General features: G+C 72.6%; 18 protein-coding genes, 2 pseudogenes and 1 riboswitch. Of the genes and pseudogenes, 11 read left to right on the top strand and 9 right to left on the bottom strand.

Annotated elements, in window-relative coordinates; genetic code table 11:
- Window positions 1-30: 30 nt before the first annotated feature.
- Complete coding sequence (locus NX801_RS01540) at window positions 31-735, bottom strand: M50 family metallopeptidase (protein WP_258784883.1); 705 nt, start codon at window positions 733-735, stop codon at window positions 31-33.
- A gap of 51 nt (window positions 736-786) precedes the next feature.
- Between NX801_RS01540 and NX801_RS01535 the strand changes: the two genes are divergently transcribed.
- From NX801_RS01535 to def, 6 genes are all read left to right on the top strand, one after another.
- Entirely contained in the window at window positions 787-1701 is a 915-nt protein-coding gene (locus tag NX801_RS01535) for an SOS response-associated peptidase (RefSeq protein WP_258784882.1), read from the top strand.
- 159 nt (window positions 1702-1860) lie between these two features.
- On the top strand, window positions 1861-2562 hold the full coding sequence (locus NX801_RS01530) for an alpha/beta hydrolase family protein (protein ID WP_258784881.1): 702 nt from the start codon (window positions 1861-1863) through the stop codon (window positions 2560-2562).
- A gap of 316 nt (window positions 2563-2878) precedes the next feature.
- Window positions 2879-3535: a sigma-70 family RNA polymerase sigma factor gene (locus tag NX801_RS01525; RefSeq protein ID WP_258785214.1), complete on the top strand. Its 657-nt coding sequence runs from the start codon at window positions 2879-2881 to the stop codon at window positions 3533-3535.
- Window positions 3532-3843, top strand: a complete 312-nt coding sequence (rsrA, locus tag NX801_RS01520; RefSeq protein ID WP_258784880.1) for a mycothiol system anti-sigma-R factor — start codon at window positions 3532-3534, stop codon at window positions 3841-3843. Before NX801_RS01525 ends, rsrA begins: the two co-directional genes overlap by 4 nt.
- Before the next feature lie 520 nt (window positions 3844-4363).
- Window positions 4364-5344, top strand: coding sequence for a tetratricopeptide repeat protein (locus NX801_RS01515; protein WP_258784879.1), 981 nt, complete (start codon window positions 4364-4366; stop codon window positions 5342-5344).
- 270 nt (window positions 5345-5614) lie between these two features.
- On the top strand, window positions 5615-6244 hold the full coding sequence (def, locus tag NX801_RS01510) for a peptide deformylase (protein WP_258784878.1): 630 nt from the start codon (window positions 5615-5617) through the stop codon (window positions 6242-6244).
- Between the two features lie 68 nt (window positions 6245-6312).
- Here the strand turns inward: def and NX801_RS01505 are convergent, their stop codons facing one another.
- Window positions 6313-6678 (bottom strand): hypothetical protein, encoded by a 366-nt coding sequence (locus NX801_RS01505; protein ID WP_258784877.1) that lies wholly within the window; start codon window positions 6676-6678, stop codon window positions 6313-6315.
- A gap of 300 nt (window positions 6679-6978) precedes the next feature.
- Between NX801_RS01505 and NX801_RS01500 the strand changes: the two genes are divergently transcribed.
- Window positions 6979-7545 carry a type 1 glutamine amidotransferase domain-containing protein gene (locus NX801_RS01500; RefSeq protein WP_258784876.1) on the top strand — a complete coding sequence of 189 codons (567 nt, stop codon included), beginning with the start codon at window positions 6979-6981 and terminating at the stop codon, window positions 7543-7545.
- A 157-nt stretch (window positions 7546-7702) separates the two neighbouring features.
- Here NX801_RS01500 and NX801_RS01495 read toward each other — a convergent pair whose 3' ends face one another.
- From NX801_RS01495 to NX801_RS01465, 7 genes and pseudogenes are all read right to left on the bottom strand, one after another.
- Entirely contained in the window at window positions 7703-8716 is a 1014-nt protein-coding gene (locus tag NX801_RS01495; RefSeq protein ID WP_258784875.1) for a ribonucleotide-diphosphate reductase subunit beta, read from the bottom strand.
- Window positions 8716-11100: a ribonucleoside-diphosphate reductase subunit alpha gene (locus NX801_RS01490; protein WP_258784874.1), complete on the bottom strand. Its 2385-nt coding sequence runs from the start codon at window positions 11098-11100 to the stop codon at window positions 8716-8718. Before NX801_RS01490 ends, NX801_RS01495 begins: the two co-directional genes overlap by 1 nt.
- 139 nt (window positions 11101-11239) lie before the next feature.
- Window positions 11240-11368: riboswitch (cobalamin riboswitch) on the bottom strand.
- A 50-nt stretch (window positions 11369-11418) separates the two neighbouring features.
- A pseudogene (locus NX801_RS30940) lies at window positions 11419-11556 on the bottom strand (N-acetyltransferase); the annotation flags it as partial.
- Between the two features lie 189 nt (window positions 11557-11745).
- Window positions 11746-12171 (bottom strand): annotated as a pseudogene (locus NX801_RS30935) (GNAT family N-acetyltransferase); the annotation flags it as partial.
- Between the two features lie 173 nt (window positions 12172-12344).
- Window positions 12345-13973: a monocarboxylate uptake permease MctP gene (mctP, locus tag NX801_RS01475; RefSeq protein ID WP_258784873.1), complete on the bottom strand. Its 1629-nt coding sequence runs from the start codon at window positions 13971-13973 to the stop codon at window positions 12345-12347.
- Window positions 13970-14194, bottom strand: coding sequence for a DUF3311 domain-containing protein (locus tag NX801_RS01470; RefSeq protein ID WP_258785212.1), 225 nt, complete (start codon window positions 14192-14194; stop codon window positions 13970-13972). The genes mctP and NX801_RS01470 overlap by 4 nt, the downstream gene beginning before the upstream one ends.
- A 430-nt stretch (window positions 14195-14624) precedes the next feature.
- Complete coding sequence (locus tag NX801_RS01465; RefSeq protein ID WP_258785210.1) at window positions 14625-15392, bottom strand: GntR family transcriptional regulator; 768 nt, start codon at window positions 15390-15392, stop codon at window positions 14625-14627.
- Between the two features lie 648 nt (window positions 15393-16040).
- Here NX801_RS01465 and NX801_RS01460 point away from each other — a divergent pair.
- The 4 genes from NX801_RS01460 (at window position 16041) to NX801_RS01445 (ending at window position 21156) form a co-directional block, all read left to right on the top strand.
- Window positions 16041-17315, top strand: coding sequence for an extracellular solute-binding protein (locus tag NX801_RS01460; RefSeq protein ID WP_258784872.1), 1275 nt, complete (start codon window positions 16041-16043; stop codon window positions 17313-17315).
- A gap of 94 nt (window positions 17316-17409) precedes the next feature.
- Window positions 17410-18411 (top strand): carbohydrate ABC transporter permease, encoded by a 1002-nt coding sequence (locus tag NX801_RS01455; protein WP_258784871.1) that lies wholly within the window; start codon window positions 17410-17412, stop codon window positions 18409-18411.
- Between the two features lie 170 nt (window positions 18412-18581).
- On the top strand, window positions 18582-19364 hold the full coding sequence (locus NX801_RS01450; protein ID WP_258785208.1) for a carbohydrate ABC transporter permease: 783 nt from the start codon (window positions 18582-18584) through the stop codon (window positions 19362-19364).
- Window positions 19365-19371: 7 nt separating this feature from the next.
- Window positions 19372-21156 carry a glycoside hydrolase family 3 protein gene (locus NX801_RS01445; protein ID WP_258784870.1) on the top strand — a complete coding sequence of 595 codons (1785 nt, stop codon included), beginning with the start codon at window positions 19372-19374 and terminating at the stop codon, window positions 21154-21156.
- Window positions 21157-21168 lie beyond the last annotated feature (12 nt).

The raw sequence follows: 21168 nt of genomic DNA, 5'->3' as shown, positions 1-21168 counted from the left end.
GCGTTGCGGGACCCCTTCGGGCAGGCCCGATCACAGCCCGAGCAGCCAGCGGCCACCACCGATCAGCGAACAGAGCGAAACGGCGTGGAAGAGGAAGAGCCAGAGCGCCGGCGGTACGTGGGTGAGCCGGGCCAACTGGTCCGCGTCCGAGTCCGGGGCGCCGCCGTGCCGTCGCTTCGACTGGAGCTCGAAGACCGGCCGCACCCCGCCCAGCAGCAGGAACCACACCACCCCGTAGGCGAAGGCGGCCTGCACGTCCGGGCCGGTCAGCCAGGAGACCAGCAGAAAGGCGGCCCCGGTCAGCACCACCGTCAGCGCCCCATAGGCGTTGCGGATCATCACCAGCATGACCAGCAGCAGCGCGGTCGCCACCCAGAGCAGCAGGGTGATCCGGTGCGCGGCAAGCAGCCAGGCACCGCCGAGCCCGAGGAGCGAGGGCGCGGTGTAGCCGGCGGCGGCGGTGAGGATCATGCCGAGCCCGGTCGGCCGCCCCCGGCTGACGGTGAGGCCACTGGTGTCCGAGTGCAGCCGGATGCCGTCGAGCCGGCGCCCGGTGAGCAGGGCGACCAGGCCGTGGCCGCCCTCGTGGGCGATGGTGATCGCGTTCCTGGCCAGCCGCCAGACCCGGTGCGGGACGGTCACCGCGAGCGCGGCCACCGCCGTCGCCACGACCAGCCAGACCTCCGGCGGCGGCTGGGTGCTCTGGAGATCGGAGAGGAGATCGGTGCTGGCCATTGGTGAGAACGGCTCCTCGGCGGCTCGGGACCCATGGCAGGCTGGGCCGGTATGTGCGGACGTTATGCGGCGAGTCGTGGGCCCGAGGACCTGACCGGACTCTTCGGCATAGAGAAGTGGGAGCCGGCGAAGACCCTGGCCCCGGACTGGAACGTGGCTCCCACCAAGGAGGTGTACGCGGTCCTCGAACGTCCCCTCAAGGCTCCCCGGGCTCCCGGGACTCCCCGGCGGACCGCTCCCGGGGCTCCGGAGACCTCGGAGACGTCGCCGGAGGCCGCGGAGGGCCCGCCGAAGGAGAAGGACGCGGATCCGCGCCGTCCGGTTCGCCAGCTGCGGCCGCTGAAGTGGGGACTGGTGCCGTCCTGGGCGAAGAACCCGGAGGGCGCCGCTCGTATGATCAACGCCCGCGCCGAGACCGTCCACGAGAAGCCGTCCTACCGGCAGGCGTTCACCGCCCGCCGCTGTCTGCTCCCGGCCGACGGCTATTACGAGTGGGTCACCGGCGGCGACGAGCGGAAGCTGGAGGAGCAGGGGAAGCGGAAACGCTCCCGCAAGCAGCCGTACTTCGTCACCCCGGCCGACGGCTCGGTCTTCGCGATGGCCGGACTGTACGAGTTCTGGCGCGACCGCACCCTGCCGGACGACCACCCGGACGCCTGGTGGGTGACCTGCACGGTGATCACCACCGCGGCGGAGACGGCCCCGCTGGCCGCCGCCCCGGCCGAGGGCCCCCGCTCGCTCGCGGACATCCACCCCCGGATGCCGCTGATGCTCACCCCCGACCGCTGGGACGCCTGGCTGGACCCGACCCGCACCGAGCCCGGGGAGCTGCGCGAGCTGCTGGCCCCACCGCCCGAGGGGCTGATGCGGGCGTACCCGGTGACCTCGGCGGTCAGCAACGTCCGCAACAACGGGCCCGAGCTGCTGACCGAGCTGGAGGCGCCGGAGGAGGGCACGCTCTTCTGAGCCGCCTCCGAGCCGGCTGTGCCGCCCGAGCCGCCTCCGGGCCGGGGCCCCGCCGGCCGGGGTGCGCCTCCGTGGTCGCCGCTGAGCCGCCTCCGGGCCGCTCCGGTGGCCGCGCGTCCCGTGGCCGTACGGTGGGGCCGCCCGGGGCAGGATGGGCGGATGACCACCGAGCCTTCCGGGACCGCCGAGCCCACCGAGCCGCCCGGGACCACCGAGCCCGCCGGGACCACCGAGACCGTGCCCACCGGGGCCGGGGACGCCCGGATCACCTGGTACGCCGCCGGGGGTGACGCCCGGTCGGTGCTCGCCCTCGGCCATGGCGCGGGTGGCGGGGTGGCGGCCCGGGACCTGCGGGCGCTGGCCGCCGCCCTGCCCGCCGCCGGGGTCACCGTCGCCCTGGTCGAGCAGCCCTGGCGGGTGGCCGGCCGCAAGGTGGCGCCCGCGCCGAAGACGCTGGACGAGGCGTGGCGGGACATCTGGCCGGCCCTGCGCGCGGCCGGCGCCCCGGTGGTGGCGGGCGGCCGCAGCGCCGGGGCCCGGGTCGCCTGCCGCACCGCCGCCGCGCTCGGCGCCCGTGCCGTCCTGGCGCTCTCCTTTCCGCTGCATCCGCCGGGCCGCCCCGAGAAGTCGCGCGCCGACGAGCTGCTGGGCGCGGGCGTGCCGGTCCTCGTCGTGCAGGGCGGCAACGACCCGTTCGGGCGTCCCGGGGAGTTCCCGCCCGGCGGCCACGAGCTGGTGGAGGTCCCGTACGGCGATCACTCCTTCGCCGTACCCAAGCGGGCCCCGTTCGGCCAGGACGCGGCACTGGAGATCATCACGGCCGCCGCCGGGCGCTGGCTGGTCGCGCTGCCGGCGGGGTGAGCTCTCGGCGAAACCCCGCGTGACGCGCGTAGGGGCGCGGGAATGCGGGACGGGACGCCCGTGTTGTGGGAGGCGTCGGTGAACGGAACAGCCAGGAGAGGGAGTCCGCCGCATGGGTGCGACCATCTGCCCGAACCGCTCGCGCGCCACGGAGCTGGAGTGGACGGTGCTGCCCGCGGCCACCTCCGGGCGGTCCGGCGGAGCACAGCGGGCGCAGCGGGAGGGGCGGACGCCGGAAGGGGCGAACCGTCCGGACCGTGGACTATTCTCCGAATCGAGCGGGTCCGCACTCGGTCCCGCCGCGACGCTGGAGGAGGTGGGTCCGGTCACTGCGACCGACACGGGGACGGGCGAAGGCCCGGAGGAGACGACCGGCGAGCGCAACGCGCGCTTCGAGCGGGACGCTCTGGAGTTCCTGGACCAGATGTACTCGGCGGCCCTGCGGATGACCCGTAACCCGGCCGACGCCGAGGACCTGGTGCAGGAGACGTACGCCAAGGCATACGGCTCCTTCCACCAGTTCCGGCAGGGGACCAACCTCAAGGCTTGGCTGTACCGGATCCTGACCAACACCTTCATCAACTCGTACCGGAAGAAGCAGCGGGAGCCGCAGCGCAGCGCCGCCGAGGAGATCGAGGACTGGCAGCTGGCGCGCGCCGAGTCGCACATGTCGACCGGGCTCCGGTCGGCCGAGTCGCAGGCGCTCGACCATCTGCCGGACTCCGATGTGAAGTCGGCGCTCCAGGCCATTCCGGAGGAGTTCCGCATCGCCGTCTATCTGGCGGACGTCGAGGGCTTCGCCTACAAGGAGATCGCGGACATCATGGGGACGCCCATCGGCACCGTGATGTCCCGGCTGCACCGTGGCCGTCGTCAGCTGCGCTCCATGCTGGAGGACTACGCCCGGGACCGCGGGCTCGTGCCGGCGGGAGCCGGGGAGTCGACGAACGACGGGAAGGGCGCGGGCTCATGAGCTGCGGAGAGCCGCACGAGACGGACTGCTCGGAGGTGCTCGATCACCTCTACGAGTTCCTCGACCGGGAGATGCCCGACAGCGACTGCACCAAGTTCGAGGTGCACTTCGGCGAGTGCTCGCCCTGCCTGGAGAAGTACGGCCTGGAGCAGGCCGTGAAGAAGCTGGTCAAGCGGTGCTGCGGCCATGACGACGTGCCCGCCGATCTGCGGGCCAAGGTCATGGGCCGGATCGAGCTGATCCGGGCCGGTGAGCCGGTCCCGGACCGGGACGTCCGCGAGGACCCCCGGCCGGCCACCCAGGAGTAGCCCCGGTTCCGGAGCGGCACCCGGTTCGCGGTCCCTGGTTCGCGGGTTCGCGGTGGGCGAAGACCCGCGAAAGAGAAGAGGGGCCGAGTCCGTACGGAGGGGGCGCACCACCGATGGCGTGGGCGCCCCCTCCGCCATGTCCGCTCCTCGCTCGCCGTTGTCCGGGGCCTGCGGCCGGGCGGCTGCGCCGGACCGGGGCGGCCGGGCGCGTACGACGGCGGGGCGGGGGAAGGCGGTCGGAGGGCCGGCACCCCGGGCGGGTCCGCCGCCCGGGACCCGGTGGAACGCACCGGCGCCCGGACGGTCCGGGGCGGCGTCGGGGGTGCGGGCACCGGGTAACCCATGGGTAATGAGCGGGCGCCCGACCGGGCATGGTTGGATGCCAGCGAGGGCCGGAAGCGGCCCAGGGCCCCGTCGCGGGATCGGGGGCCCGGCCAGAGCACCGGGCAGGGGCCCGGAAAGACAGGCCCTGGAGGGTGTCCGGGGGCAGTGACCTTCAGCGACCGGCTAGGCGGGAATCGTGAGGATCTTCGGGAAGGTACGGCATCGGCCCTCCGCCTCGTGGCGGCAGGCCACCGACCGCGCGTTCACGCTGATCGGGGACGGGCGGTACGAGGACGCGGGCGCGCTGCTGACACGGGCGGCGGACCTGGAGCCCTGGCTCTCGGAGTCCTGGTTCAATCTGGCGCTGCTGCACAAGTTCCGGCACGACTGGGAGCAGGCGCGCACCGCCGGGCTGCGGGCGGTGGCCCTGCTCGACAAGGAGACCGGCGCGCCCGACTGGTGGAACGTGGGCATCGCCGCCACCGCGCTCCAGGACTGGCCGCTGGCCCGCCGGGCCTGGCAGGCGTACGGGCTCAAGGTGCCCGGGGCGGTCGCCGCGGGCGGTGAGCCGGCCGGAATGGAGCTGGGCAGCGCGGCGGTGCGGCTGTCGCCGGAGGGCGAGGCCGAGGTGGTGTGGGGCCGGCGGCTCGACCCGGCCCGGATGGAGGTGCTCTCCATTCCGCTGCCGTCCTCCGGGCGGCGCTGGGGCGAGGTGGTGCTGCACGACGGCGTCCCGCACGGCGAGCGGACCACCAGCGCCGGGCACAGCTTCCCGGTCTTCGACGAGATCGAGCTGTGGGCCCCCTCGCCGGTGCCGACCTGGGTGGTGCTGCTGGAGGCGGCCACCGAGGCGGACCGGGACGCGCTGGAGCGGCTGGCGGCCGATGCCGGGTTCGCCGCCGAGGACTGGTCCTCGTCGGTCCGGCTGCTCTGCCGGGCCTGTTCGGAGTCCCGGATGCCCAGCGCCGAGGGCGAGGGCGAGCACCTGGACCCGCACGACCACAGCGAGCCCGGCCACCCGGGGCCGCTCGGCCACCGCTCGCCGGGGGAGCTGTGGGTGCCGGAGCGGGAGTGCGGCATCGCGGCGCCCGCCGGACTGGTGCGGGGGCTGCTGGACGGCTGGGTGGCGGACAGCCCGGACAGCCGGGAGTGGCGGGACCTGGAAGAGGTCTGCTGACCTGACGGTCCGGTCGCCCCCGGGCCTCCGGGGGCTCCGGTCTCCGGCCGGTGCGTCCCGGGCGGATGCGGACCCGGAGGCGACACCGCCCGGGAGCGGACCGGATCACGCCACCGCTCCCCGGGCCGTCCCGCGCTGCCCGTAGGCTGTACGCACACATCGACCACCCCGGCCCGGTCCCGGCGGCTCCCCGCACGGGGCCCGGCGGGCACGGAACCTGGGGCATCCGGCCGAGCAGGCGGAGACAGGCAGAGAGGCGCAGAGGCGGACATGGCGCAGCAGGAGACGGACCAGCAGATCAACGACGGGTTCGTCGTGGACACCGAGGACTGCGAGGAGCGCGAGCGGGCCCACCGCGAGCGCGGCACCTCCCGCCCCATCACCGTCGTGGGCAACCCGGTGCTGCACAAGGAGTGCCAGGACGTCACCGAGTTCGGTGAGGAACTGGCCCGGCTCGTCGACGACATGTTCGCCAGCCAGCGGACGGCCGAGGGCGTGGGCCTGGCCGCCAACCAGATCGGGGTCGACCGGAAGGTCTTCGTCTACGACTGCCCGGACGACGAGGGCGTGCGCCATGTCGGCGTCGTCTGCAACCCGGTCCTGGAGGAGCTGGCCCCCGAGCTGCGGGTGCTGGACGACTCCAACGAGGGCTGCCTCTCCGTGCCGACCGCCTACGCCTCGCTGGCCCGCCCGGACTACGCGGTGGTGCGCGGCCAGGACGCCCAGGGCAATCCGATCAAGGTGCGCGGCACCGGCTACTTCGCCCGCTGCCTCCAGCACGAGACGGACCACCTGTACGGCTACCTCTACATCGACCGGCTGTCCAAGCGGGAGCGCAAGGACGCGCTGCGGCAGATGGCCGAGGGCACTCCGCGCTACCCGGTCGTCGCCAACGACTGAGCCGCTCCGGCGCCCCGGCGCTCCCGGCCGGCGGCCTCCGGCGGGTGCGGTGTGCGCGGGGCGCGGCCTCAGCAGGTCACCACCTTGCCGTACGAGCCGGACTTCCAGGTCCAGACGTAGGCCTCGCCGTTCTGATAGGTCCAGCACTGGCCGTCCGGGCCGTTGTCGATGACCAGCTTCAGATGCATGGCCTTTCCGCAGCCGTTTCTGATGGTGACGGTCTTCTTCTGCTTGATGACGTCCCGGGTGACACAGGCCGGAGCGGTGCCCCGGGTGCTCACGTCGGACGGTGCCGCGAGCGCGGCGGCCGGGGCGGGAGCGGCGGCGAGCAGCAGTGCGCCGAGTGCCGCGAGCAGGGTGAGCGGAGCCGTACGGGCCCGGGACAGGGCCCGCGCGGCCGCCGCGCCGCCGGGGGGCGTGCCGGTGGTGGTCATGGTGGGTGGCCTCCTGGTCGGGGTGAGCGAACGGGGTGAACGGGGTGGACGCGGGGTGTCCGCCCCGGTTCTGCCCCGGCCCGGGACGCCGTAAGGCTCCGCCACCCCGAGTTGGCGTCGACTCGCCAACCTCTGGCCACGGCTTGGCCCCCGCCGAGCGCCCGGCACGGACCGGCCCAGTGACGCGGTCACCCCGCGCCCGTGACCGCGCCTGCGGCGGAATGGGTGGGAAATGCCCGGTCTGGGCGGCCGGTGGGCGGGTACGCGGTGCCATGGCAGCAGACGAGAGGAAGAACAGCCATGGCAGAGAACGAGCTGGCCGGCCGGGCGGTCCTGGCCGTCGTCCACAACTACGGCGTCGAGCAGGACGAGCTGGTCGTCCCGGTCGAGCGGCTGCGGGCTGCGGGCGCCCAGGTGGACGTGGCCGCCGTCAAGAACGAGCCGGTCCAGACGCTGGTCGGGGACAAGGACCCCGGCAAGAGCGTCACCCCCGACCTCACCCTGGCCGACGCCGATGTGTCCGCCTACGACCTGCTGCTGCTCCCCGGCGGCACCGTCAACGCCGACCAGCTGCGGCTGGAGGAGAAGGCGGTCGCGGCCGTCCGCGCCTTCACCCTCACCGGCCGTCCGGTCGCTGCCATCTGCCACGGGCCGTGGGCCCTGGTGGAGGCGGACGTGGTGCGGGGCAAGACCCTCACCTCGTACGCCTCGGTCCGTACCGACATCATCAACGCCGGCGGCACCTGGAAGGACGGCCCGGCGGTGCGCTGCGAGGCCGACGGCTGGACGCTGATCACCTCCCGCAACCCCGGTGACCTGGACGACTTCCTGAGCGAGATCGGCTCGGTGCTGGCCGCCCAGGGCTGACGCCCCCGGCCGCCCGGCAGCGTGCCCGGTACCGCCGGGAACCCGCGCGGAAACCCCGAAGGGCCCGTCCACTCCGTGAAAGCACGGGTGAACGGGCCCTTCGGCGTACCGGCGGCACGCTCAGACCGGAAGACCGGAAGACCGGAAGACCGGAAGACTAGAAGTCTTCGTCCAGGTCCACCGAGCCCTCGACCGCCACCTGGTAGGCGGACGGACGGCGCTCGAAGAAGTTGGTCAGCTCCTGCACGCCCTGGAGCTCCATGAACGAGAACGGGTTCTCGGAGCCGTACACCGGGGCGAAGCCCAGGCGCTGGAGGCGCTGGTCAGCCACGCACTCCAGGTACTGGCGCATCGACTCGGTGTTCATGCCCGGCAGACCGTCGCCGCACAGGTCACGGCCGAACTGGAGCTCCGCCTCGACGGCCTCCTTCAGCATGTCGGTGACCTGCTGGGTGAGCTGCTCGTCGAAGAGCTCCGGCTCCTCCTTGCGGACGGTGTCCACGACCTCGAAGGCGAAGTTCATGTGCATCGTCTCGTCGCGGAACACCCAGTTGGTGCCGGTCGCCAGGCCGTGCAGCAGGCCGCGCGACCGGAACCAGTAGACGTACGCGAAGGCGCCGTAGAAGAACAGGCCCTCGATGCACGCCGCGAAGCAGATCAGGTTCAGCAGGAAACGGCGGCGGTCGGCCTGGGTCTCCAGCTGGTCGATCGTCTCGACCGAGTCCATCCACTTGAAGCAGAACTGCGCCTTCTCGCGGATGGAGGGGATGTTCTCGACCGCCGCGAAGGCCGCCGCGCGGTCCTCCGGATCGGGGAGGTAGGTGTCGAGCAGCGTCAGATAGAACTGGACGTGCACGGCCTCCTCGAACAGCTGGCGCGAGAGGTAGAGGCGGGCCTCGGGCGAGTTGATGTGCTTGTAGAGCGTCAGCACCAGGTTGTTGGCGACGATCGAGTCACCGGTGGCGAAGAACGCCACCAGGCGGCCGATCATGTGCTGCTCGCCCGGGGACAGCTTGGCGAGGTCGGCCACGTCGGAGTGGAGGTCGACCTCCTCCACGGTCCAGGTGTTCTTGATCGCGTCGCGGTAGCGCTCGTAGAAGTCCGGGTAGCGCATCGGACGCAGGGTCAGCTCGAATCCCGGATCGAGCAGGTTCTTCTCGGTGGAGCTCATTACTGGCAGGCCTCGCAGGACTCGGGGTTCTCAAGGGAGCAGGCGACGGCCTCGGGATCGGCCGCCTGCTGTACGGGGATGGTGGCGGCGGCCGGAGCCGAGCCGGAGGCGGCACGGGCGATCCGGGTCGCCGGCCGGGAGCGCAGGTAGTACGTCGTCTTCAGCCCCTGCTTCCAGGCGTACGCGTACATCGAGGAGAGCTTGCCGATGGTCGGCGTCTCCAGGAACAGGTTGAGCGACTGCGACTGGTCCAGGAACGGGGTCCGGGCCGCCGCCATGTCGATCAGGCCGCGCTGCGGGATCTCCCAGGCGGTGCGGTAGAGCGCGCGCACCTCGGCGGGCACCCAGGAGAAGCCCTGCACCGAGCCGTTGGCCTCGCGCAGCGCCTCGCGGGTCTGCGCGTCCCACACGCCGAGCTTCTTCAGCTCCTCCACCAGGTAGCCGTTGACCTGGAGGAACTCACCGGAGAGCGTCTCGCGCTTGAACAGGTTGGAGACCTGCGGCTCGATGCACTCGTAGACACCGGCGATGGAGGCGATGGTCGCGGTCGGGGCGATCGCCAGCAGCAGCGAGTTGCGCATGCCGGTGGCGGCGATCCGCTCGCGCAGCGCGGCCCAGCGCTCCGGCCAGGTCAGCTCCACGGCGCTGCCGTAGTGGTCCGGGTGCAGGACACCGCGGGCGGCGCGGGTCTTCTCCCAGGCGGGCAGCGGTCCGTGGCGCTCCGCCAGGTCGCAGGACGCCTCGTAGGAGGCGAGCATGATCCGCTCGGCGATCCGGGTGGAGAGGGCGCGTGCCTCGGGGGAGTCGAACGGCAGCTTCAGCTGGAAGAAGACGTCCTGGAGACCCATCGCGCCCAGGCCCACCGGACGCCACTTGGCGTTGGAGCGGCCGGCCTGCTCGGTCGGGTAGAAGTTGATGTCCACGACCCGGTCGAGGAAGGTGACGGCGGTGCGCACGGTGGCGTCCAGCCGCTCCCAGTCGATGTCGCCGTTCTCGACGAAGGCGCCGAGGTTGACCGAGCCCAGGTTGCAGACCGCGGTCTCGCCGTCGTCCGTGACCTCGAGGATCTCGGTGCACAGGTTGGACGAGTGGACCGTGTGGCCCGGCTCGGCGGTCTGGTTGGCGGTGCGGTTGGAGGCGTCCTTGAACGTCATCCAGCCGTTGCCGGTCTGCGCCAGGGTCCGCATCATCCGGCCGTACAGCTCACGGGCCGGCATGGTCTTGCGGGCCAGCCCGGCGGCCTCCGCCCTGCGGTACGCGGCGTCGAACTCGTCGCCCCACAGGTCGACCAGCTCCGGCACGTCGGCCGGGGAGAACAGCGACCACGTGGCGTCCGCGTTGACCCGGCGCATGAACTCGTCCGGGATCCAGTGCGCCAGGTTCAGGTTGTGCGTACGGCGCTGGTCCTCACCGGTGTTGTCGCGGAGCTCCAGGAACTCCTCGATGTCCGAGTGCCAGGTCTCCAGGTAGACCGCGGCGGCACCCTTGCGGCGACCGCCCTGGTTGACGGCGGCGACCGAGGCGTCCAGCGTCTTCAGGAACGGGACGATGCCGTTGGAGTGGCCGTTGGTCCCCCGGATGAGGGAACCGCGGGACCGGATCCGGGAGTACGAGAGGCCGATGCCGCCCGCGTGCTTCGAGAGCCGCGCGACCTGGTGGTAGCGGTCGTAGATGGAGTCCAGCTCGTCCAGCGGCGAGTCCAGCAGATAGCAGGAGGACATCTGCGGGTGCCGGGTGCCGGAGTTGAAGAGGGTGGGGGAGGAGGGCAGGTAGTCCAGCCGGCTCATCAGCCCGTAGAGCGACGCCACCTCGTCCAGCGCGCGTGCCGACTCGTCCTCGGCCAGTCCGCAGGCCACCCGGAGCATGAAGTGCTGGGGGGTCTCGATCACCTTGCGGGTGATCGGGTGGCGCAGCAGGTAGCGGCTGTAGAGGGTGCGCAGCCCGAAGTAGCCGAAGCGGTCGTCGGCGGCCGTGTCGATCAGCGCGTCCAGCCGCTCCCGGTGGAGCTCGGCGAACGCGGCGGTACGGTCCGCGATGAGCCCCTCGCGGTGTCCCACGGCGACCGAGGCGGAGAAGGAGACCGAGCCCTGGCTGGCCGCCTCGTCCGCGATGGTCCGGGTCAGCAGCCGGGCGGCGAGCCGGGAGTACGCCGGGTCGTCACCGATCAGACCGGCGGCCGCCTCGGTGGCGAGCTCCCGCAGCTCGGCCTCGTCCGAACCCGCGTGCCGGCCGCGCAGCGCGGCGGCGGCGACCCGACCGGGGTCGGTGTCGGGCAGGTCGGCGGTGAGGTCGGTCAGGGTCCGCAGCAGAACGGTCCCGGGGCCGTCCGTCTCCGTCTCCTGGCTCGTGACTGCTGAGGCCGGATCGGCTGGCGCGATGGTCACGGTGGGGGCTCTCCCTCGCTCGGCTGGGGACCTGCGGCGGGCACCGGCGGAGCGGGGCACGCCGGGGGCACCAGGGCGCGCGTGACCGCATCCGCAGGCCCATTCCGCGAGGCCCGGACGTCTGGCTTCCGGACCGGGCGGCACGGAAGCGCTGCCGGCAGGTCTTCGGACTGCTCGGTCGTACAAAGGCGCACCGAATACACCGTTGCGGGACAGTTCCGGATTTCCACCGGATTCCCCTGCGACGACAGCGAGGACGAGCATACATGTGGGGGGAGCCTCCTGAAGCGCCCCCCACATGTTGTGTGTCGTGGCGCCTCAGAGCGTCAGCGCGTAAGTGAGCAGCGTGACGCCGGGGAGCGGCTCCCAGTCCCGATCGGGGGTCCGTACGAAGCCCAGACGCGCCCAGAGGCGGCGCGCCGGGCGCATCGCGGACCGGGTCGACACCACCAGCCGGGAGACCTCCGCGGGGCCGCCGGGGACCGCCTCGCCGGGCGCGCCGGCGCTCGCGGCCGCCGCCGTCACCGGGTCCGTCGCGGGGGCCGCGTGACCGGATCCGGGCGTATGCGTCGCCCCGGCCGTGCGTGCCGGGTGCGCCGCCCCGGTCCTGTGCGCCGGTCGCGCCGGCGGAGTCGTACGCGCCAGGTGCGCCGGGAGGGCCGTACGCGCCGTGGACGCCGGCGGGGTCGTACGGGCCGGGCGCGCCGCGCCGGTGAACCCTGCCGCGTGCTCGGCGCAGGCCCGCACCAGGGCCTCACCGACTCCCCGGCGCCGCGCCCCGGCCGCCACCGCGAGCATCCGCAGCTCGGCCTCGCCGGGCCGGGCCCGCTCGGCCCACGGCCCGCCGTGCGGCGCCAGGGTCACCCCGCCCAGCAGCCGGCCCTCGCCGTCGGAGTCGGCCGCCACCAGGACCCGCGCCCCGGCGGCCCGGGCGGCCACATCGCGCAGCAGGGACAGCTGCTCGTCGCTCTCCCCGAAGTCCAGCAGCCCGTCGTGGAGGTAGGCCCGGGCGGTGAGCTCGCCCAGCGCGGTGTGCTCGTCGGATCGTACGGCCCTGATGGTGAAGTCCATGGCCGCAGTCTCGCCCGGAACCCGCCGCCCCGCCCGCGCGCGGCGCCGTACGCGGACCGGCCGGCTCCGGGGCGTACGCCCGTACCGTCCCGGGACACGGCGACGGGCCGTCACCCCTCCCCGTACCGGCTCGGCGGCGGAGGGGGCGACGGCCCGGGGCCCGGGGGAGCGGCTCAGTGGCCGGCGCCCTCGGTGACCTTGGGCAGCTCGGTGCGGACGCCCGGGTCACCCGCGTCGGCGGTGTAGTCGGACGGCGAGGTCTCGTCCACCCCGTCCGGCGCCCCGGCCGCCTTCAGCACCACGGTCAGGACCACGGTGACCAGCGCGTTGAGCACAAAGGCGGTGAGCCCGATGTAGCCGATCTCGCCGATGCCCGGGATCTCCGCCGACGAGCCGCCGAAGTGCTTCTGGGTCGGGGAGGCCACCCCGTACGCCGCCGCGGTGCCGTAGACCATGCCGACCGCCCAGCCGGCGAGCAGCGCCCAGCGGTGGAACCAGCGGGTGAACAGGCCGCCGACCAGGGCCGGGAAGGTCTGGAGGATCCAGATCCCGCCGAGCAGCTGGAAGTTGATGGCGACGGTCTTGTCCATGGTCAGTACGAAGATCAGCGCGCCCACCTTGACCAGCAGCGACACCAGCTTGGACACCTTGGTCTCCTGCTCCGGGGTGGCGTCCGGCTTCAGGAAGTCCTTGTAGATGTTCCGGGTGAAGAGATTGGCGGCGGCGATGGACATGATGGCCGCCGGGACCAGCGCCCCGATGCCGATGGCCGCGAACGCCACCCCCGCGAACCAGTCCGGGAACATGTCCTCGAAGAGCTGCGGGATGGCCAGCTGGGTGTTCTTCACCTTGATCCCGGCGGCGATGGCCATGAAGCCGAGCACCGCCAGCAGGCCCAGCATCAGCGAGTAGAGCGGCAGAATGGTGGTGTTGCGGCGGATCACCTCCCGGCTGCGGGAGGAGAGGGTGGCCGTGATCGAGTGCGGATACATGAACAGCGCCAGCGCCGAGCCGAGCGCCAGGGTGGCGTATCCCCACTGGCCCATCTCGCCCGGCACCAGGGATCCGCGCGGCTTCCCGGTGGCCGGGTTCACCTGTGCGAAGGCATCACCCGCCGCGTCGAAGATGGCGCCGAAGCCGCCCAGTTTGATCGGGATGTAGATGATCGCGACCGCGATCACCACATAGATGAGCGTGTCCTTGACGAAGGCGATCAGCGCCGGGGCGCGCAGCCCCGAGGAGTAGGTGTACGCGGCGAGCACGCCGAAGGCGATCAGCAGCGGCAGGTCCTTGACGAACCAGTGGGTGGTCTCGCCGCCGCCCACGCCCATCACGTCCAGCACCGCCTGGATGCCGACGAGCTGGAGGGCGATGTACGGCATGGTGGCGAGCAGCCCGGTGAGCGCGACCGCCAGCGACAGCCCCCGGGAGCCGAACCGGCCCCGGACGAAGTCGGAGGTGGTGACGTACCCGTGGCGGTGCGACACCGACCAGAGGCGGGGCAGGAAGGTGAAGATCAGCGGGTAGACCAGGATGGTGTACGGCACGGCGAAGAAGCCGGCCGAGCCCGCCGCGTAGATGGCCGCCGGTACGGCGACGAAGGTGTACGCCGTGTAGAGGTCGCCGCCGAGCAGGAACCAGGTGACCCAGGTGCCGAACGAGCGCCCGCCGAGCCCCCATTCGTCCAGGCTGTGCTCGTTCTCGGCGCGCCGCCAGCGGGCGGCGAGGAAGCCCATCACCGTGACGGCCAGGAAGAAGAAGATGAAGACGGCGAGCGCCACGCCGTTCACGCCGTCCCTCACTTCGCCCCACCGCCCCGGCGCACTCGCTGGTCACGCTGCCAGAGCCGGTACGCGAGCGCGGTGAGCGCGGTCGAGACCAGCACCCAGAGCATCTGGTACCAGTAGAAGAACGGGATACCGGCGAAGGCCGGATCGGCCTTGGCGTACGAGCCCACCCAGAGCATCGCCACGAAGGGCGCGGCCAGGCAGAGCGCGATCACCACCCGTACCGGTGTCACCACCGGCGCTGCGCCTGGTGGTGCGCCCGGTGGTGCCGCGCTCCCCGTCCCGCCCGTCCCAGCCGCCGCTCCGCCGTCCGCCGCGTCCCGCTGATGGTGCTGTGACATGCCGTGGCTCCGTCCCCTCGCCGGTCACCCGCGATCACACGCGTAATGGGCAGGAAATCTAGGGGACGGTTCCGCGCCAGGGAACCCCTATCCGCATACCGGACAGGTCTCGGTCCGGTGACCCGCTCCCGGGCCCTCGCGCCCGGGACGTGTGCCGGGGTCCGTACGGGAGGGAGGGCCGCCGGCCGGGCAACCGGCAGCCGGTCGGGGCCGGAGCGGTCGGGCACCCCGGCCCCCGGTCGGGCCGCGGGGCAGATCGGCCGGTCGGGCAGGCCGGCCACCCACGGGTCGGCCGGACCGGCCCCGGTCGGGTCGGGCCGGCCGGTCAGTCGGCCGGGCGCCGGAGCCGGGCGACGAACTTGTAGCGGTCGCCCCGGTAGACCGAGCGGACCCACTCCACCGGCTCGCCGTCCCGGTCCAGGGAGTGCCGGGAGAGCAGCAGCATCGGCAGACCGGTGTCGGTGCCCAGCAGTCCGGCCTCGCGCGGGGTGGCGAGCGAGGTCTCGATGGTCTCCTCCGCCTCGGCCAGATGGACGTCGTAGACCTCGGCCAGCGCGGTGTAGAGCGAGGTGTACTTGACCAGCGAGCGGCGCAGCGCCGGGAACCGCTTGGCCGAGAGATGGGTGGTCTCGATGGCCATCGGCTCGCCGCTGGCCAGCCGCAGCCGTTCGATGCGCAGGACCCGGCCGCCGGGGGAGATGTCCAGCAGCCCGGCGAGGGTGTCGTCGGCCGTGACGTAGCCGATGTCCAGCAACTGCGAGGTGGGTTCGAGTCCCTGGGCGCGCATGTCCTCGGTGTACGAGGTGAGCTGGAGCGCCTGGGAGACCTTGGGCTTGGCGACGAAGGTGCCCTTGCCCTGGATGCGCTCCAGCCGGCCCTCCACCACCAGTTCCTGGAGCGCCTGGCGCACGGTGGTGCGGGAGGTGTCGAACTCGGCGGCGAGGGTGCGCTCGGGCGGTACGGGGGTGCCGGGCGGGAGGGTCTCGGTCATGTCGAGCAGATGCCGCTTCAGCCGGTAGTACTTGGGCACCCGCGCGGTGCGCACGGCCGTCCCGCCGCCCTCGGCGCCGTCGCCGCCCCCGTCCGTGGCCATGGTCCGCCCTTCCCGCTCCTGTGCCGACTCCTGTGCCGCCGCCGTCACCGGCCCGACTCCCGCACTGCCTGCCGTCACCGGCTCCTCCGTCCCTGGGCCTGTCCGGCCGTTCCGCTCGGGCCTTGTCGGCCGATGATGCCCGGGCTCACCGCCCGATGATGTCCCCGGTGTCCGGTCCCGCCACCCGGTGCCCGGCCCCTCGGGCCGGAAACCGGCCGCCGGCCGGCCCCTCCGGCCCGGCCACGGGGTCCGGGCCGACGGCCGTACGGTCGCCGGTCCGGACCGGCGACGGCCGGACCGCTTCCGGCGGCCCGACCGGCCTGGCCCGCCTGACCGGCCTGCTCGGTCCGATCGGCCGGACCGGTGGCCTGATCAGCCGGATCCGCACCGGTGGTCCGAACGGGCTCACATGGTGACACGGACCGGTCACGGGTGGTCGTCCCGCCACAGGTGTCGGTCCGGTAACGGAGCCCACTGCCCTTCTTATACACCCTTGACACCCCTAAAGGTCTAGGCCAAGCTCCGGGTTACTGGTCTAAACCATTAAAGACCGGTTTCCAGTCCCACGTCCCACGAGCACGACCAGTCGTACGGGTATGGCTTCGCGGTGGGCGCAGGGGGGTTGCGGACAGCCCTGAGGAGGGTGGCGTGAAGCGCAAGCTCATCGCGGCGATCGGTGTCGCGGGCATGATGGTCGGTGTCGCGGCGTGCGGCTCCGGCGACGGGGGCTCCACCGGCGGCGAGGCCAAGGAACTGACGGTCTGGCTGACGGTCGACGCGCAGAACAACTGGCCCGACCTGGTCAAGGCGGCCGACGCCGCGGTCACCGCGAAGCACCCGGGCCTCACCGTCAAGCACGAGTACTACGGCTGGCCCGACAAGAACACCAAGCTCGACGCCGTCCTCGCTACCGACAAGTCCCCGGACGTGGTGGAGATGGGCAACACCGAGATGCTCGGCTACATGGTGAAGGGCGCCTTCGCCCCGGTTGACCCGAAGAAGTTCGAGCAGTCCGACCAGTGGCTGGACGGCCTCAAGGAGTCGGTCACCTACGAGGGCAAGACCTATGGCGTCCCCTATTACGCGGGCGGCCGGGTGGGCACCTGGCGCAAGGACATCGCCGCCGAGGTCGGCGTCAAGGCCGCGCCCAGGACGTACGCCGAGCTGACCGCCGCCCTGGACAAGATCCAGCAGAAGAAGGGCGCCGGCTTCAGCGCCTGGTACCAGCCCTCGCCGGACTGGTACGCCGCGATGTCCTTCGTCTACGACGCCGGCGGCTCCATCGCCAAGAAGGACGGCGACACCTGGAAGGCGAACCTGTCCTCGCCCGAGTCCCAGAAGGGGCTCGACGCGTACAAGAAGATCGTCGACAGCTACATGCACGGCGACAAGACCAAGGACGAGGCCGACCGCCCGGTCGTCTTCGGCCAGGGCAAGTCCGCCACCATCTTCAGCGCGGCCTGGGAGGGCGGCACCGCCGCCGACCCGAAGAACGACAAGGTCGGCGGGCTGGCGCAGAAGCTGGAGAACTTCGTCATGCCCGGCCCGTCCGGCAAGCCGCTCCCGGTCTTCCTGGGCGGCTCCGACCTGGCCGTCCCGGTCAAGTCCCGGGCGCAGGACGCCGCCGCCGAGTGGATCAACGCCTTCACCGGCGCCAAGGGCCAGAAGGGGCTGCTCGCCAAGGGCAACCTGCCCAACAACAAGACCGACCTGGCGACCCTGAAGAACGACCCGAAGACGGTCGTCCCGGCCACCGCCGCCGAGTCCAACTGGTTCGTCCCGATGGCTCCCGGCTGGGGTCAGGTCGAGAAGGCGCAGACGCTCAAGACCATGCTCCAGCAGATCGGCACCGGCAAGAAGTCGGTCGCGGACGCCGCCAAGGAGGCGGACGCCGCCATCGACAAGGTCATCAACACCAAGTGACCCCCGACGGCAGGGCCCCGTCCGTGACGTGTGCGACCGTCCGCGACGGGGCCCTGCCGCCCGTACGAGAAGAGGGACCGCTGAGGAGCACGCGATGAGCGCCGCAGACACAACCACCGCCAAGGTGCCGCCCACGCGGCCGTCGACGGCCCCGGAGAGCGCACCGCGCGGCTCCGGCCCCGGGGCACCCGGGAGAACCCGGCCGGGCGGCGGGGCGGGAGCACCCTGGCTGCTCCTCGCGCCCTGCCTGATCGTCCTCGTCCTGGTCCTCGGCTATCCGCTGGTGCGGCTGGTCACCCTCTCCTTCCAGAAGTTCGGCCAGCCGCAGCTGTGGGGCTTCCAGGACCCCGAGTCGGTCGGCCTCGCCAACTTCACCAAGATCCTGGGGGACGCCGAGTTCTGGGCCGTGGTGCTGCGGACCGTCGTCTTCGCGGGCGGCGCGGTGATCCTCACCATGGTCCTCGGCATGCTGATCGCGCTGCTGCTCCAGCGGGTCTCCGGCTGGGTCAAGGCGCTGGTCAACGTGGCCCTGATCGCCAGCTGGGGGATGCCGATCGTCGTCGCCACCGCCATCTTCAAGTGGCTCTTCGACTCCGACTACGGCGTCCTCAACTGGCTGCTCAGCCGGCTCCCGGGTGTGGACATGGTGGGCCACAACTGGTTCGCCAGCGGCCCGCAGGGGCTCGCGGTGATCATGCTCCTGGTGGTCTGGGGCGCGGTGCCGTTCGTGGTCATCACCCTCAGCGCCGGGCTCACCCAGGTACCCAAGGAGCTGGAGGAGGCCGCCCGGCTGGACGGCGCCGGCGCCTGGGGGGTCTTCCGGTACGTCACCCTGCCGATCCTCAAGCCGGTCATCGTGATGCTGACGACCCTCTCGGTCATCTGGGACATGGGTGTCTTCCCGCAGGTCTTCGTGATGCGCAACGGCCATCCGGAGGCCGAGTTCCAGCTGCTCACCACGTACTCGTACGACAAGGCGTTCGTCGTCAACGACTACGGCGGCGGCTCCGCCATCGCCCTGGTCACCGTCCTTCTGCTGCTCGGCGTGGTCGCCGTGTACATGCGCCAGATGCTCAAGATCGGAGAGGTGGAGTGACCGTGCCCGCCGCCCCGCCCGCCGCCGCGCCGCCCGGCGGCCCCGGTTCGCCCCCGGGCGCCGCGACCGCCGGGGCCACCACCCCGGCCGCCGCCCGCCGGCCCCGGTTCGCCCGCCGGACCCGTGAGGAGGGGCCCCGGCGCGGCCGCTGGGGCTGGAATCTCCTCGGGCTGCTGGTCTTCGCCGTCGCGGGCTTCCCGGTCTACTGGATGCTCAACACGGCGTTCAAGCCCGCCAAGGACGCCATCGACCCGGACCCGCACTTCTTCCCCCGGGTCTTCACGCTGGAGAACTTCGACCGCGCCTTCCAGGTGGCCGACTTCTGGGGCCCGGTCGGGCGCAGCCTGATCGTCTCGCTGGTGGTCGTGGTCATCGGAATCGTGGTCGGGATGCTGGCCGCGCTCGCCATCTCCCGGTTCGCCTTCCGGGGCCGGAAGGTCGTCATCGTCGGCATCCTGGCGGTCCAGATGGTGCCGCTGGTCGCCATGATCATCCCGGTCTTCCTGCTCCTCAACGACCTGGGGCAGTACGACAAGCTCACCGGCCTGATCATCACCTATCTGACCTTCATCCTCCCCTTCACGGTGTGGACCCTGCGCGGTTTCATCGTGAACATCCCCAAGGAGCTGGAGGAGGCGGCCATGGTCGACGGCTGCACCCGCACCGGCGCCTTCCTCCGGGTGGTGTTCCCGCTGCTCGCCCCCGGCATGGTGGCCACCTCGGTCTACGGCTTCATCCAGGCGTGGAACGAGTACCTCTACGCCCTGATGCTGATGAGCCAGCAGAACCAGACGGCCACCGTCTGGCTGGGCAACTTCACCACCAAGCACGGCACCGAGTACGCGCCCATGATGGCCGGTGCCACTCTGATGGCGGTTCCCATCGTGGTCCTGTTCCTCCTCGTCCAGCGCAAGATGGCCGCCGGTCTGACGGCCGGCGCGGTGAAGGGATGACGCCCGCATGACGACGCTCACCCAAGGCACGTCCGGCACCCTGACCCGGGACGCCCTCACCGTTCTGCAGCCCGGCTTCGCCGGCACCACCCCGCCGGACTGGCTGCTCCGCCGGGTGGCCGAGGGGCTCTCCGCCGTGGGCCTGTTCGGCCGGAACGTGGTCGCCGCCGAACAGGTCGCCGCCCTCACCGCCCGGCTGCGCGCCGAGCGGGAGGACGTGCTGATCGCCATCGACGAGGAGGGCGGTGACGTCACCCGTCTCGAGGTGCGCACCGGCTCCTCGTACCCGGGCGCCTACGCGCTCGGCGCCGTGGACGACCCCGCGCTCACCCGGGCGGTCGCCCACGACCTCGGCCGCCGGCTGGCCGACTGCGGGGTGGACCTCAACTGGGCGCCCTCCGCCGACGTCAACTCCGACCCGGGCAACCCGGTCATCGGCGTCCGTTCCTTCGGCGCCGACCCGGAACTGGTGGCCCGCCACACCGTCGCGTACGTCGAGGGGATGCAGGCCGCCGGGGTCGCCGCCTGCGTCAAGCACTTCCCCGGCCACGGCGACACCGCCATCGACTCGCACCACGCCATGCCCCGGATCGATGTGGACCTCGCCACACTGCGCGCCCGTGAGCTGGTGCCTTTCCGGGCGGCCATCGCGGCGGGTTCCCAATCGATGATGAGCGCGCATATCCTGCTCCCCGCGCTCGACCCCGAACGTCCGGCCACCCTGAGCCCGCGCGTCCTCACCGGCCTGCTCCGCCAGGAGTTGGGCTACGAGGGCCTGATCGTCACCGACGCGGTGGAAATGCGGGCCGTGGCCGGGGCGTACGGAATCGAGCGCGGCTCCGTCCTCGCGATCGCGGCGGGCGCCGACGCCATCTGTGTCGGCGGCGGCCTGTGCGACGAGGGGACCGTACTGCGGCTGCGCGACGCGCTGGTGGACGCGGTACGGAGCGGTGAACTGCCCGAGGAGCGACTGGCCGACGCGGCGGCGCGGGTACGCGCCCTGGCCGCCTGGACCGGCGCTCACCGGGGCAGGGGGGCCGCGGAGCCGGGCGCGGCAGCACAGGAGGGGACCGCGCCCGGCACCGGACGGCGCCCGGGGGAGGAGTCCCCGCGGGAGCCCGGCCGACCGGTCGGGCAGAGCCCCGCCGACGGCACCGGTCGGCCGCCCGGGGAGGGCCCGCCCGACGGCACCGGACGGCCCGTCACCCGGGAGACCGTCACCCTCACTCCCACGGGGGAGTTCCCGGCGACAGCGACAGCGACAGCGACAGCGACAGCGACAGCGACAGCGACAGCGGTGACGGCTACGGCGGAGACCGGCTCCGCGGACACGGCCCGCCCGGACGCGCCCGGCATCGGGCTGGTAGCCGCGCGGCGGGCGGTACGGGTGACCGGCGAGCGCCGGCCGCTCACCGGCCCCGCCCATGTGGCCGCGCTCGTCTCGGCCTCCAACATCGCGGTGGGCGACGAGACCCCGTGGGGCGTCGGCGCCGAGCTGGCCCGGCTGCTGCCCGGCACCGGCACCGCGACGTACGGCGCCGGGTCCGGGGCGGACGAGGTGCTGCGGGACGCGGGGGAGCGGCGGATCGTCGCCGTGGTCCGGGACGCCCACCGGCACCCGTGGATGGGCGAGCTGCTGGACGCCGTGCTGACGGCCCGCCCCGACACGGCCGTGGTGGAGATGGGCGTCGACCAGGCGCCGCCGGCCGGGTCGCCGCACATCGCGACGCGCGGCGCGGCCCGGGTGTGCGGTCTGGCCGCCGCCGAGGTGCTGGTGGGCGCGGCGGGCTGAACCCGTCCCGCG

The sequence above is a fragment of the Streptomyces pyxinae genome (assembly GCF_024756275.1).
Lineage (GTDB): Bacteria > Actinomycetota > Actinomycetes > Streptomycetales > Streptomycetaceae > Streptomyces > Streptomyces pyxinae.
The sequence above is the reverse complement of the archived record's forward strand: the minus strand, read 5'-3'. Positions and strand labels throughout refer to the sequence as shown.

Bases quoted from the DNA above. Each gene is read 5' to 3' on its own strand.
- NX801_RS01535 (WP_258784882.1), top strand. From the start codon at position 787: ATGTGCGGACGTTATGCGGCGAGTCGTGGGCCCGAGGACCTGACCGGA.
- NX801_RS01455 (WP_258784871.1), top strand. From the start codon at position 17,410: ATGAGCGCCGCAGACACAACCACCGCCAAGGTGCCGCCCACGCGGCCG.
- rsrA (WP_258784880.1), top strand. From the start codon at position 3,532: ATGAGCTGCGGAGAGCCGCACGAGACGGACTGCTCGGAGGTGCTCGAT.
- NX801_RS01540 (WP_258784883.1), bottom strand. From the start codon at position 735: ATGGCCAGCACCGATCTCCTCTCCGATCTCCAGAGCACCCAGCCGCCG.
- def (WP_258784878.1), top strand. From the start codon at position 5,615: ATGGCGCAGCAGGAGACGGACCAGCAGATCAACGACGGGTTCGTCGTG.
- NX801_RS01505 (WP_258784877.1), bottom strand. From the start codon at position 6,678: ATGACCACCACCGGCACGCCCCCCGGCGGCGCGGCGGCCGCGCGGGCC.
- NX801_RS01495 (WP_258784875.1), bottom strand. From the start codon at position 8,716: ATGAGCTCCACCGAGAAGAACCTGCTCGATCCGGGATTCGAGCTGACC.
- NX801_RS01500 (WP_258784876.1), top strand. From the start codon at position 6,979: ATGGCAGAGAACGAGCTGGCCGGCCGGGCGGTCCTGGCCGTCGTCCAC.
- NX801_RS01530 (WP_258784881.1), top strand. From the start codon at position 1,861: ATGACCACCGAGCCTTCCGGGACCGCCGAGCCCACCGAGCCGCCCGGG.
- NX801_RS01465 (WP_258785210.1), bottom strand. From the start codon at position 15,392: ATGGCCACGGACGGGGGCGGCGACGGCGCCGAGGGCGGCGGGACGGCC.
- NX801_RS01445 (WP_258784870.1), top strand. From the start codon at position 19,372: ATGACGACGCTCACCCAAGGCACGTCCGGCACCCTGACCCGGGACGCC.